The following is a 13011-nucleotide window of genomic DNA, read 5'->3' on the forward strand; positions in this document are numbered from 1 at the left end:
CTGCCGATGGAGCGCGCCGCCGCCACCTATGTCGAAGAGACCGGATTCGGTTTCTGGTTTCTGCAGAGCCATGTCTGGCAACACCACGTGCTGCGCGTGGCGATCGCTGACCTCCAGCGCCTGATCGACCACCCGCTGCCGAGCGCTGCGGTGCTGCTGGACGCTGGCTGCGGTCAGGGCAAGTCGTTCGCCCTGCTCGCCGAAGCCTTCCAGCCGGCGCAGCTGATCGGCCTGGACGCCGACCCGCACAGCCTCGAGTGCTCACGCGCCGAGGCCGAGCGCCAAGGCCTCGCGGTGCAGCTGGTCGCCAGCGACTGCGCAGCGATCCAGCTGGCCGATGCCAGCGTCGACCTGCTGTTCTGCCACCAGACCTTCCATCACCTGGTCGAGCAGGAAGAGGCTCTCGCCGAGTTCTGGCGGGTGCTCAAGCCCGGTGGCCTGCTGCTGTTCGCCGAGTCGACCAAGTTCTACATCGACACCTGGGTGATTCGCTGGCTGTTCCGCCACCCGATGGAGGTCCAGCGCAGCGCCGGGGAGTACCTCGAGATGCTGCGCCGGCAAGGCTTCCAGTTTGCCGAGGGCAATGTCTCCTATCCCTACCTGTGGTGGAGTCGCGCCAAGGATTTCGGTCTGCTGGAGCGCCTGGGCATTCGCCGGCCCAAGCCAGTCGGCCAGCGCGACGAAACCCTGGTCAACGTGGTGGCGCGCAAGCCGCAGGCCGCCACACCGCCCGAGCCCGCCGACCGATGATCCGCGCCATCGCCCTGGGTCTTTGCCTGTTGCTCGGCGCCTGTGCCGCGCACACGCCGCTGCCCAGTGACATCCCGGACCTCGAGGCGAGCCTGCCGCTGTCGCTGCACATCCAGCGCGAGCAGGCCGGCATGCGCCAGGACTGGCTGCTGATCATTCAGGCCGACGGCTCCGGCCTGCGCTGGTCGTTGTTCGATCCGCTCGGCGTGCCCCTGGCGCGCCAGCGCCTGCACGCAGGTGCCTGGCAGGACGACGGCCTGCTGCCACCGAACGCCGAAGCCCGCCCGCTGTTCGCCGCCCTGCTGTTCGCCCTGACCCCGGCCAAGCAGCTGGCGCGCGGCTATCCAGCCGGCAGCTGGCAACTGGATGCCGACGGTCAGCGCCGGCTTAACCCGAACTGGCGGATAGGCTACCGTTCGCCTTTGGACTTCACCCTGAACAGCGCGCCAGATACGACCTACCAGGTCAGCGCGCTGCCCCCCGCAGAGAATCTCTGATGCCAAGCTACTTGAACGCCCTCGGCCTGCTCTGCGCCCTCGGTCAGGGCAAGCAGGCCGTGGCCGAGGCCCTGTTCGCCGGTGACGCCTGCGGGATGCGCACCGAGGACCACTGGGTCGAAGGTCGCCCACTGACCGTCGGCTCGGTGCGCGGCGAGCTGCCGCCCATGCCGACCGGCCTGCAGACCTCGCTCAGCCGCAACAACCAACTGCTGCTGGCCGCCGCCCTGGAGATCGAACCGCAGATCCGCGCCACCATCGCCCAGTACGGCGCGGCGCGCGTCGGCGTGGTGATCGGTACCAGCACCTCGGGTATTCATGAGGCCAGCCAGAGCATTGCTCACTTCGTGCGAGATGGCGCGCTCCCCGCCGACTACCAGTACGCCCAACAGGAAATGGTGGCGCCGGCCGCCTTCCTGGCCGACTGGCTCGGCCTGAGCGGGCCGACCTACTGCCTGTCCACCGCCTGCACCTCCAGCGCCCGGGCCCTGCTCAGTGCCCATCGCCTGCTCCAGCAGGGGCTCTGCGACGCCGTGCTGTGCGGCGGCGCCGACAGCCTGTGCCAGCTCACCCTGAGCGGCTTCTCCGCCCTGGAGGCGGTGTCCGCCCAGCCCTGCAACCCATTCTCGGTGAACCGCCAGGGCATCAACATCGGCGAGGGCGCGGCGCTCTTTCTGATGACGCGCGAGCCGATGAGCGAGGATGCGCGCCCCATCGCCCTGCTCGGCGGCGGCGCCAGCTCGGACGCCTACCACATCTCGGCGCCACAGCCCGAAGGGCTCGGCGCACAGCAGGCGATGCGCAGTGCCCTGACTGGTGCAGGCCTGTCCGCGGAGCAGATCGACTACCTCAACCTGCACGGCACCGCCACCGCCCACAACGACGCAATGGAGAGCCTGGCGGTGCAGGCGATCTTTCCCGCTGGGGTGCCCTGCTCCTCGACCAAGCCCTTGACCGGTCATGCCCTTGGCGCGGCCGGCGCCCTGGAGGCCGCGTTCTGCTGGCTGACCCTGAGCGCGCACAATCACGAGCAGCGCCTGCCCCCTCACCTCTGGGATGGCCAGGCCGACCCGCAGCTGCCGCGCCTGGCGCTGGTCGAGGCGGGCCGCCGGGCCGATCGGCCGCCACGCTACCTGATGAGCAACTCCTTCGCCTTCGGTGGCAGCAACCTGTCACTGATTCTCGGAATCCCGTCATGAGCCCGTGGCCCATCGCCGAGTTGTTACCCCATGCCGGCGACATGATCCTGATCGACGAAGTCCTGAGTTTCGACGAGGACAGTGTGCAGACTCGTCTGCGCGTGCGACCCGGCGGCCTGTTCAGCCAGGCCGATGGCAGCCTGCCGGCCTGGGTCGGCGTCGAGCTGATGGCCCAAAGCGTCGCCGCCTACGCCGGCTGCCGCGCCCGCCAGGCCGGCAATCCGGTGCAGCTGGGCTTCCTGCTCGGCACCCGCAGCTACCAGTGCAACGTGGAGCGCTTCCCCGCCGGCAGCGAACTGCACATCCGCGCCCTGCGTTCGCTGCAGGACGACAACGGCATGGGCGTGTTCGAGTGCCACCTGGATGGCCCCGGCATCCACGCCGAAGCACGCCTCAACGTATTCTGTCCGCCCCAGGTGGACAGCTATCTCCAGGAACAACCCCAGGAACCCGACTCATGACTGACCCGATTCTGGTCACCGGCTCCAGCCGCGGCATCGGCCGGGCCATCGCCCTGCGCCTGGCCCGGGCCGGCCACGACCTGGTCCTGCACTGCCGCTCGCGCCGCGAGGAGGCCGAGGCGGTACAGGCGCAGATCCAGGCGCTCGGCCGCCGCGCGCGCATCCTGCAGTTCGACGTCGCCGACCGCTCCGCCTGCCGCGCCCAGCTGGAGGCCGACGTCGAGGCCAATGGCGCCTACTACGGCGTGGTCTGCAACGCCGGCCTGACCCGCGACGGCGCCTTCCCGGCGTTGAGCGAGGACGACTGGGACCAGGTACTGCGGACCAACCTGGACGGCTTCTACAACGTCCTGCAGCCCCTCACCATGCCGATGATCCGCCGCCGCCAACCGGGGCGCATCGTCTGCATCACCTCGGTGTCGGGGCTGATCGGCAACCGCGGCCAGGTCAACTACAGCGCCTCCAAGGCCGGCGTGATCGGCGCGGCCAAGGCCCTGGCAATCGAGCTGGGCAAACGCAGGATCACGGTCAACTGCGTGGCGCCGGGGCTGATCGACACCGAGATGCTCGACGAACACCTGCCGCTGGACGAGATGCTCAAGATGATCCCGGCGCAGCGCATGGGCACCCCGGAGGAAGTGGCCGGGGCGGTGAATTTTCTGATGTCCGAGGAGGCGGCCTACATCACCCGTCAGGTCCTCGCGGTTAACGGTGGATTGTGCTGATGAAACGAGTAGTAGTCACCGGCATGGCCGGCATCACCTCGCTCGGCGAGGATTGGGCGAGCATCGAAGCGGCCTTTCGCAGCAATCGCAGCGGTATTCGCCGCATGCACGAGTGGGACAGATTCAGCGAGCTGAATACCCGCCTCGGCGGGCCGGTGGACGACTTCGCCGTGCCCCGGCACTGGACCCGCAAGCAGACCCGCAGCATGGGCCGGGTATCCAAGCTGGCGGTCTATGCCGCCGAGCGCGCCCTGGCGGATGCCGGTCTGCTCGGCGATCCGTGCATCCAGGACGGCCGCATGGGAGTGGCCTGCGGCTCATCCACCGGCAGCACGGAGGAAATCAAGGCCTTCGGCAACATGCTGCTCAACTCGGTGGCCGACGGCCTCAACGCCAATTCCTACGTGCGCATGATGCCGCACACCACCGCAGCCAATATCAGCATCTTCTTCGGCCTCAAGGGGCGCCTGATCCCCACCTCGAGTGCCTGCACCAGCGGCAGCCAGGGCATCGGCTACGCCTATGAGGCGATCAAATTCGGCCGCCTGCCGCTGATGCTCGCCGGCGGCGCCGAGGAGCTGTGCCCCACCGAGGCCATGGTGTTCGACGCGCTCTACGCCACCAGCCTGAAGAACGATGCGCCGCACAGCTCCCCGCGCCCTTACGACAGCGGCCGCGACGGCCTGGTGATCGGCGAAGGCGCCGGCATCCTGGTGCTCGAGGAGCTGGAGCACGCCTTGGCCCGCGGGGCGAAGATCCATGCCGAGATCGTCGGTTTCGGCAGCAACGCCGACGGCCAGCACACCACCAAACCTGAGCAGGCGACCATGCGCCGCGCCATGGAACTGGCCCTGGAAGACGCCGCTCTGGCGCCCGAAGCCATCGGCTACGTCAACGGCCACGGCACCGCCACCGAACAGGGCGATATCGCCGAATCCCTGGCCACCAGCAGCCTGTTCGGCCCGCGCATGCCGATCAGCTCGCAGAAAAGCTTCCTCGGCCATACCCTTGGCGCCTGCGGGGCCCTGGAGTCCTGGTTCAGCATCGAGATGATGAACCGCGACAGCTACGTGCACACCCTCAACCTTGACGCCATCGACCCTGCCTGCGGCGAGCTGGACTACCTGCGCGGCGAGCTGCGGCCGATGAGCAACGAATACGTGATGAACAACAACTTCGCCTTCGGCGGCGTCAACACCTCGTTGATCTTCCGCCGCTGGCGCTGAGCCACCATCTGGAGATACGGAATGTCCCGTCTTACTCGCACCCTGCTCGCCGCCCTGCTGATTCTTGGGTTGGCGGCTTGTACCACACGCAACCTCTATGCCCCGATCCAGGCGCTGCCGCCGGGGCGCGAATACAGCCAGGTTGAGCTCCAGCATGCGATTGTCAGCGCGCTGGAAGCGCGCCAGTGGGAGGTTCGGCAGGTGAGCCAAAGCCAGGTCCTCGCCCAGATCACCGTGCGCGGCCGCCACCACGCGGAAATCGCCATTGATTACAGCCCGGCCGAGTTCCAGATCCGCTACCTCAGCAGCTCGGGACTGGACTACGAAGACGGCAAGATTCACCGCAATTACAATCGCTGGATCAAGAAACTGCGTAACGACATACTCCAGCAGTTGCACACCAACAGCGGCTAATTACCGCTCATCGTCAAGGAGAAGACCATGCGACTCAAACACTGGACCGCGGCCAGCCTTATCCTCGCCGCCAGCCTTCCAGGCCTGAGCCAGGCGCGCGACACCACCCACCATTTGGATTTCGATTCAGTCGTGCAGCAGGCCGCCCAGGCCGGGCGGCTGGACGGCAGCGTGAAATTCTACATGGCCGGCGAGCAGGTGCCGGGCAGAGTCACCCGGCTCAATGATGCGGTCACCAACAAGAAGACCAACGCCTTCAACAAGAGCGACGAGGAAGCCTGCGCCTGGGTGCTGCAGTCGGCCCTGATCACCCTGCAGGACGCCGCGAAGCGCGCCGGGGCCAACGCGGTGGTGGATATCGTGAGCTACTACAAACGCAACGAGTTCAGCGACCCGCAGAAGTACGAGTGCCATGCCGGCGCCTTCGTCGCCGGGGTGGCGCTCAAGGGCAAGATCGCCAAGACCGAATAGCACCCTGAGCGGGTGCTACCCGCCCCAATACCGACGCACAGGAAAAAGGCCGCTGATGCGGCCTTTTTCTTGCTTTACGCCTGGCGGTGATAAGGCGCCGACAACTCGTGCACCGCTTCGAGGAAGGCGCCGGCATGGGCCGGGTCGACCTCCGGGGTGATGCCGTGGCCGAGGTTGAATACGTGACCGGAGCCTGCTCCGTAGCTGGCGAGGATGCGCGCCACCTCGGCGCGGATGGCAGCCGGCTTGGCATAGAGCACCGTGGGGTCCATGTTGCCCTGCAACGCCACCTGATCGCCGACCCGGCGGCGCGCCTCGCCGATGTCGCAGCTCCAGTCCAGGCCGAGGGCGTCGGCGCCGGTGGCGGCGATGGACTCCAGCCACAGGCCGCCGTTCTTGGTGAACAGGATCACCGGAATCTTGCGCCCGTCCTGCTCGCGGATCAGCCCATCGACGATCTTCTGCATGTAGGCCAGGGAGAACGCCTGGTAGGCCGCCGACGACAGGTTGCCGCCCCAGGTATCGAAGATCTGCACCGCCTGGGCGCCCGCCTTGATCTGCCCGTTGAGGTAGCTGGTGACCGACTGCGCCAGCTTGTCGAGCAGGGCATGCATGGCCTCAGGGTTGTCGTAGAGCATCGCCTTGGACTTGCGGAAGTCCTTGCTGGAGCCGCCCTCGACCATGTAGGTGGCCAGGGTCCAGGGGCTGCCGGAGAAGCCGATCAGCGGCACCCGGCCGTTCAGTTCGCGGCGGATGGTACGCACCGCGTCCATCACGTAGCCGAGGTCCTGCTCCGGGTCGGGGATCGGCAGGGCCTCGATGTCGGCGGCACTGGAGATGACCTTCTTGAAGCGCGGCCCCTCGCCGGTCTCGAAGTACAGGCCCTGGCCCATGGCATGGGGAATGGTGAGGATGTCGGAGAAGAGGATCGCCGCGTCCAGCTGTGGGTAACGATCCAGCGGCTGCAGGGTGACCTCGCAGGCGAACGCCGGGTTCATCATCAGGCTCATGAAGTCACCGGCCTTGGCCCGGCTGGCGCGGTACTCGGGCAGGTAGCGACCGGCCTGGCGCATCATCCACACCGGGGTGACGTCGACGGGTTGCTTGAGCAGGGCGCGGAGGAAGCGATCGTTCTTCAGGGCAGTCATGGCAGTTCCTGAGACAAAGTAGGCGGCAAAAAAGTGCGGGCATTTTCGCAGACCGGAAAACAAAAGGCACGGCGAGAGCCGTGCCTTTTATCCATTGCGACGATTTGACTCGACCCCTAGGGGCGGGTCGAGCCGCTTAGACGCCGAGGTAGTCGAGGATGCCTTCGGCGGCGTTACGCCCCTCGAAGATCGCCGTCACCACCAGATCGGAACCGCGGACCATGTCGCCACCGGCGAAGATCTTCGGGTTGCTGGTCTGGTGCTTGAACGAGCCCTTCTCCGGCGCCACCACACGGCCCTGGCTGTCGGTCTGGATCTCGAACTGCTGGAACCAGGGGGCCGGGCTCGGGCGGAAGCCGAAGGCGATCAGCACGGCCTCCGCCGGGATGACCTCCTCGGAACCCGGGATCGGCTCGGGGCTGCGACGGCCACGGGCATCCGGCTCGCCGAGACGGGTCTCGACCACCTTGACGCCCTCGACCTTGTCCTCGCCGACGATGGCGATGGGCTGGCGATTGAACAGGAACTTCACCCCCTCTTCCTTGGCGTTCTTCACTTCCTTGCGCGAACCCGGCATGTTCTCTTCGTCGCGACGATAGGCACAGGTCACCGACTTGGCGCCCTGGCGGATCGAGGTGCGATTGCAGTCCATGGCGGTGTCGCCGCCGCCGAGCACGACGATGCGCTTGCCCTTCATGTCGATGAAGTCTTCCGGGGTCTTCTCGAAGCCCAGGTTGCGATTGACGTTGGCGATCAGGAAGTCCAGCGCGTCATAGACGCCCGGCAGGTCCTCGCCGGGGAAGCCGCCTTTCATGTAGGTGTAGGTACCCATGCCCATGAATACGGCGTCGTACTCTTCGAGCAGCTGCTCCATGGTCACGTCCGTGCCCACCTCGGTGTTGAGGCGGAACTCGATGCCCATGCCGCTGAAGACCTCGCGACGATTGCTCATCACGGTCTTTTCCAGCTTGAACTCGGGGATGCCGAAGGTCAGCAGGCCGCCGATTTCCGGGTTCTTGTCGAACACCACCGGGGTCACGCCGTTGCGCACCAGCACGTCGGCGCAGCCGAGGCCCGCGGGGCCGGCGCCAATCACCGCGACGCGCTTGCCGGTCGGCTTGACCTTGGACATGTCCGGGCGCCAGCCCATGGCGAAGGCGGTGTCGGTGATGTACTTCTCCACCGAACCGATGGTCACCGCGCCGAAGCCGTCGTTGAGGGTACAGGCACCCTCGCACAGACGATCCTGCGGGCAGACCCGGCCGCAGACTTCCGGCAGGGTGTTGGTCTGGTGCGACAGTTCCGCCGCCGCCAGGATGTTGCCTTCGGACACCAGCTTCAACCAGTTGGGAATGAAGTTGTGCACCGGGCACTTCCATTCGCAGTACGGGTTGCCGCAGCCCAGGCAACGGTGCGCCTGGTCGGCGGCCTGGGCCGGCTTGAAGTTGTCGTAGATCTCGACGAACTCCTTCTTGCGCTGACGCAACAGCTTCTTCTTCGGGTCTTTGCGCCCGACTTCGATGAACTGGAAGTCGTTATTAAGACGTTCAGTCATTTCAAAACCTCATCAACCTACTGCAGGCGCAAATCATTGGGGGTTGGCACGGGTGCTGGTGAGCAGCGACTTCAGGCTTGCGGCCTTCGGCTTGACCAACCAGAACTTGCGCAGGTAGTCATCCAGGTTTTCCAGCAGGGTACGCCCCCACTCGCTGGCGGTCTCCTCGACGTATTCGGCGAGCACACGCTGCAGGTGGCTGCGATAAGCCTCCATGGCCTCGTTGTTGATCCGCTGGATCTCCACCAGCTCGTGGTTCACCCGGTCGTAGAAGCTGTTGTCCAGGTCGAGCACGTAGGCGAAGCCGCCGGTCATGCCGGAACCGAAGTTGTAGCCGGTCTTGCCCAGCACGCAGACGAAGCCGCCGGTCATGTATTCGCAGCAGTGGTCACCGGTGCCTTCCACCACGGTATGGGCGCCGGAGTTGCGCACGGCGAAACGCTCGCCCGCGGTACCGGCGGCGAACAGCTTGCCGCCGGTGGCGCCATACAGGCAGGTGTTGCCGATGATGGCGCTGTCCTGGGTCTTGAACGGACTGCCGGCAGGCGGGGTGATGACCAGCTTGCCGCCGGTCATGCCCTTGCCCACATAGTCGTTGGCATCGCCCTGCAGGTACAGGTTCAGGCCCCCGGCGTTCCACACGCCGAAGCTCTGCCCGGCTGTGCCCTTGAAGCGGAAGGTGACCGGCGCCTTGGCCATGCCCTGGTTGCCATGCACACGGGCGATTTCGCCGGATACGCGGGCACCGATGGAGCGGTCGCAGTTGCAGATGTCCAGCTCGAACTCTCCGCCACTGGCGGCATCGATCGCCGGCTTGGCCAGCTCGACCATCTTCTCGGCCAGCAGGCCCTGGTCGAACGGCGGATTCCTTTCAACCCCACAGAACTGCGGCTTGTCGGCCGGGATGTGCTCGCTGCCGAGCAGCGGGCTGAGGTCCAGATTGCCCTGCTTGGCGGTCTCGCCCGGCAGCAACTCGAGCAGGTCGGTACGGCCGATCAGTTCCTGCAGGCTGCTCACGCCCAGCTTGGCCAGCCACTCGCGGGTTTCCTCGGCGACGTAGGTGAAGAAGTTCATCACCATCTCGACGGTGCCGATGAAGTGATCCTTGCGCAGCTTGTCGTTCTGCGTGGCCACGCCGGTGGCGCAGTTGTTCAGGTGGCAGATGCGCAGGTACTTGCAGCCCAGGGCAATCATCGGCGCGGTGCCGAAGCCGAAGCTCTCGGCGCCGAGGATGGCCGCCTTGATCACGTCCAGGCCGGTCTTCAGGCCGCCGTCGGTCTGCACCCGTACCTTGCCGCGCAGGTCGTTGCCGCGCAGGGTCTGGTGCGTCTCGGCCAGGCCCAGCTCCCAAGGGGCGCCGGCATAGCGGATGGAGGTCAGCGGCGAAGCGCCGGTACCGCCGTCGTAGCCGGAGATGGTGATCAGGTCTGCGTAGGCCTTGGCCACGCCGGCGGCGATGGTGCCGACGCCGGCTTCCGCCACCAGCTTGACCGAGACCAGCGCCGCCGGGTTGACCTGCTTGAGGTCATAGATCAGCTGCGCCAGGTCTTCGATCGAGTAGATATCGTGGTGCGGCGGCGGCGAAATCAGCGTCACCCCCGGCACCGCATAGCGCAGGCGGGCGATCAGGCCGTTGACCTTGCCGCCGGGCAGCTGGCCGCCCTCACCGGGCTTGGCGCCCTGGGCCACCTTGATCTGCAGCACCTCGGCGTTCACCAGGTACTCCGGCGTGACGCCGAAGCGGCCGGTGGCCACCTGCTTGATCTTCGAGCTGCGGGCGGTGCCGTAGCGAGCGGGATCTTCGCCGCCCTCACCGGAGTTTGAGCGCGCGCCAAGACGGTTCATCGCCTCGGCGATGGCCTCGTGGGCCTCGGGCGACAGCGCGCCAAGGGAGATACCCGCGGAATCGAAGCGCTTGAGGATGGCCTCCAGCGGTTCGACCTGATCGAGCGCCAGCGGCTTTTCGGCCAGCCTGGGCTTGAGCAGGTCGCGGATCATCGACACCGGGCGGGTATCGACCAGCGCGCTGTATTCCTTGTACTTCTCGTAGTTGCCCTGCTGCACCGCGGCCTGCAGGGTGCTGACCACATCCGGGTTGTAGGCGTGGTACTCGCCGCCGTAGACGAACTTGAGCAGGCCACCCTGCTGGATCGCCTTGCGGTTGTTCCAGGCCTCGGCCGCCAGCAGCTTCTGCTCGGTCTCGAGGTCGGCGAAACGCGCGCCCTTGATCCGGCTGGCAACGCCGCGGAAGCACAGCTCGGTGACCTCGTCGGCCAGGCCGACGGCCTCGAAAAGCTGGGCGCCACGGTAGGAGGCCATGGTCGAGATGCCCATCTTCGAGAGGATCTTCAGCAGGCCCTTGGAGATGCCCTTGCGGTAGTGCTTGAACACTTCGTACAGATCGCCCAGCACCTCGCCGGTGCGGATCAGGTCGCCCAGCACCTCGTAGGCCAGGAAGGGGTAGACCGCCGAGGCGCCGAAGCCCAGCAGCACCGCGTAGTGGTGCGGGTCACGGGCGGTGGCGGTCTCGACCAGGATATTGCAATCGCAGCGCAGGCCCTTCTCGACCAGGCGGTGATGCACCGCGCCGGTGACCAGCGCGGCGTGGGCCGGCAGCTTGCCCGGGGCGATATGGCGGTCGGTGAGCACCAGCAGCACCTTGCCGGCGCGCACCGCTTCCTCGGCCTGGTCGGCCATGTTGCGCACCGCGGCTTCCAGGCCCAGGCTCTCGTCATAGTTCATGTCGATCAGCTGGCGCTCGAACCCTGCACGCTCCAGGGTCATCAAGGCGCGCCACTTGGCCGGCGAGATCACCGGACTGCTGAGGATCACCCGTGCGGCGTGCTCCGGCGACTCGCTGAAGATGTTGCGTTCGGCGCCCAGGCAGACTTCCAGGGACATGACGATCGCCTCGCGCAGCGGGTCGATCGGCGGGTTTGTGACCTGGGCGAACTGCTGGCGGAAGTAGTCGTAGGGCGAACGCACGCGCTGGCTCAAGACCGCCATCGGCGTGTCGTCACCCATGGATCCAACGGCCTCCTGGCCCTGCTCGCCGAGCGGGCGCAGCACCTGATCACGCTCCTCGAAGGTGACCTGGTACATCTTCATGTACTGCTTGAGCTGGTCGACATCGTAGAAGGCCGAGCCGTGGTCACGGTCTTCCAGGGTCGCCTGGATGCGCTGGGCGTGCTTGCGCAGCCACTGCTTGTAGGGGTGGCGCGACTTCAGACGGTTGTCGATGTCGTCGGCCGCCAGCACCTGGCCGGTCTCGGTATCGACCGCGAGGATCTGCCCCGGGCCGACACGGCCCTTGGCGATCACGTCTTCCGGTGCGTAGTTCCACACGCCGATTTCCGAGGCCAGGGTGATGTAACCGTTGCTCGTGGTGACCCAGCGCGCCGGGCGCAGGCCATTGCGGTCGAGCAGACAGACGGCGTGGCGGCCGTCGGTCAGCACCACGCCGGCCGGGCCATCCCAGGGCTCCATGTGCATGGAGTTGTACTCATAGAACGCGCGCAGATCGGCGTCCATGGTCTCGACGTTCTGCCAGGCCGGCGGAATGATCATGCGCACGCCGCGGAACAGGTCGATGCCACCGGTGACCATCAGCTCGAGCATGTTGTCCATGCTCGAGGAGTCGGAACCGACGCGGTTGACCAGCGGCCCCAGCTCATCTAGGTCGCCGATCAGCTCGTTGGCGAACTTGGTGCGACGGGCCTGGGCCCAGTTGCGGTTGCCGGTAATGGTGTTGATCTCGCCGTTGTGCGCGAGGAAGCGGAACGGCTGCGCCAGCGGCCACTTCGGCAGGGTGTTGGTGGAGAAGCGCTGGTGGAACACACAGATGGCGGTCTGCAGGCGTTCGTCACCCAGGTCCGGGTAGAACTGCTGCAGGTCGGCCGGCATCATCAGGCCTTTGTAGATGATGGTCTTGTGCGAAAAGCTGCAGATGTAGTGGTCGCTGTCCTCGGCGTTGCTCACCGAGGAGCGGCGCCGGGCGCTGAACAGCTTGATGGCGAACTCCTGGTCGCTGAGACCGTCGCCACCGATGAACACCTGCTCGATCTGCGGCAGACGCTCCAGGGCCAGGCGGCCGAGCACGCTGGTATCCACTGGCACCTTGCGCCAGCCAACCAGGCTCAGGCCAGCGGCGAGAATCTCGCGGTTCATGTTCTCCCGCGCACGCTCGGCCTTGGTCGGATCCTGGTTGAAGAACACCATGCCGACGGCGTACTGCTGCGGCAGCTCGGCAGTGAAATGCTCCCGGGCCATGGCGCGCAGGAAGGCATCCGGCTTCTGAATCAACAGGCCGCAGCCATCACCGGTCTTGCCGTCTGCGTTGATCCCGCCACGGTGGGTCATGCATGTCAGCGCTTCGATCGCGGTCTGCAGCAGGTGATGGCTCGCCTCGCCCTGCATATGAGCGATCAGGCCGAAGCCGCAGTTATCCTTGAACTCATCAGGACGGTACAAACCTGCTTTCATAGGGACTCTCACCAGACTGCCTTTTACAAGGCAATTGCTTTCTAATTCAACCACTTACCGTGCGCGCAGGACTGAACCCCGGC

Annotated in this window: 11 protein-coding genes; 8 read left to right on the forward strand and 3 right to left on the reverse strand. The window is 66.2% G+C overall.

Annotated elements, in window-relative coordinates:
* Positions 1–6 precede the first annotated feature (6 nt).
* The 8 genes from KDW96_RS09650 to KDW96_RS09685 are packed head-to-tail and all read left to right on the forward strand — an operon-like array spanning position 7 to position 5743.
* Complete coding sequence (locus tag KDW96_RS09650) at positions 7–750, forward strand: class I SAM-dependent methyltransferase (RefSeq protein WP_255840192.1); 744 nt, start codon at positions 7–9, stop codon at positions 748–750.
* The gene (locus KDW96_RS09655; protein ID WP_255840193.1) at positions 747–1247 is read left to right on the forward strand and encodes a DUF3261 domain-containing protein; all 501 of its coding nucleotides are present in this window, start codon (positions 747–749) and stop codon (positions 1245–1247) included. Before KDW96_RS09650 ends, KDW96_RS09655 begins: the two co-directional genes overlap by 4 nt.
* Entirely contained in the window at positions 1247–2446 is a 1200-nt protein-coding gene (locus tag KDW96_RS09660; RefSeq protein ID WP_255840194.1) for a beta-ketoacyl-[acyl-carrier-protein] synthase family protein, read from the forward strand. Before KDW96_RS09655 ends, KDW96_RS09660 begins: the two co-directional genes overlap by 1 nt.
* Positions 2443–2907, forward strand: a complete 465-nt coding sequence (locus tag KDW96_RS09665; protein WP_255840195.1) for a hotdog family protein — start codon at positions 2443–2445, stop codon at positions 2905–2907. The genes KDW96_RS09660 and KDW96_RS09665 overlap by 4 nt, the downstream gene beginning before the upstream one ends.
* Entirely contained in the window at positions 2904–3632 is a 729-nt protein-coding gene (gene fabG / locus KDW96_RS09670; RefSeq protein ID WP_255840196.1) for a 3-oxoacyl-ACP reductase FabG, read from the forward strand. The genes KDW96_RS09665 and fabG overlap by 4 nt, the downstream gene beginning before the upstream one ends.
* The gene (locus tag KDW96_RS09675) at positions 3632–4858 is read left to right on the forward strand and encodes a beta-ketoacyl-ACP synthase (RefSeq protein ID WP_255840197.1); all 1227 of its coding nucleotides are present in this window, start codon (positions 3632–3634) and stop codon (positions 4856–4858) included. The genes fabG and KDW96_RS09675 overlap by 1 nt, the downstream gene beginning before the upstream one ends.
* Positions 4859–4879: 21 nt before the next feature.
* On the forward strand, positions 4880–5272 hold the full coding sequence (locus tag KDW96_RS09680; RefSeq protein ID WP_255840198.1) for a hypothetical protein: 393 nt from the start codon (positions 4880–4882) through the stop codon (positions 5270–5272).
* Between the two features lie 27 nt (positions 5273–5299).
* The gene (locus KDW96_RS09685; RefSeq protein ID WP_255840199.1) at positions 5300–5743 is read left to right on the forward strand and encodes an excinuclease; all 444 of its coding nucleotides are present in this window, start codon (positions 5300–5302) and stop codon (positions 5741–5743) included.
* A gap of 74 nt (positions 5744–5817) precedes the next feature.
* On the opposite strand, the gene hemE is transcribed toward KDW96_RS09685, so the two are convergent.
* From hemE to gltB, 3 genes are all read right to left on the reverse strand, one after another.
* Positions 5818–6891, reverse strand: a complete 1074-nt coding sequence (gene hemE, locus KDW96_RS09690; RefSeq protein WP_255840200.1) for a uroporphyrinogen decarboxylase — start codon at positions 6889–6891, stop codon at positions 5818–5820.
* Positions 6892–7027: 136 nt separating this feature from the next.
* Entirely contained in the window at positions 7028–8446 is a 1419-nt protein-coding gene (locus KDW96_RS09695; RefSeq protein WP_255840201.1) for an FAD-dependent oxidoreductase, read from the reverse strand.
* 33 nt (positions 8447–8479) lie between these two features.
* Positions 8480–12928, reverse strand: a complete 4449-nt coding sequence (gene gltB, locus KDW96_RS09700; protein ID WP_255840202.1) for a glutamate synthase large subunit — start codon at positions 12926–12928, stop codon at positions 8480–8482.
* Positions 12929–13011 lie beyond the last annotated feature (83 nt).

The sequence above is a fragment of the Pseudomonas benzenivorans genome, from assembly GCF_024397895.1.
Taxonomy (GTDB): domain Bacteria; phylum Pseudomonadota; class Gammaproteobacteria; order Pseudomonadales; family Pseudomonadaceae; genus Aquipseudomonas; species Aquipseudomonas benzenivorans_A.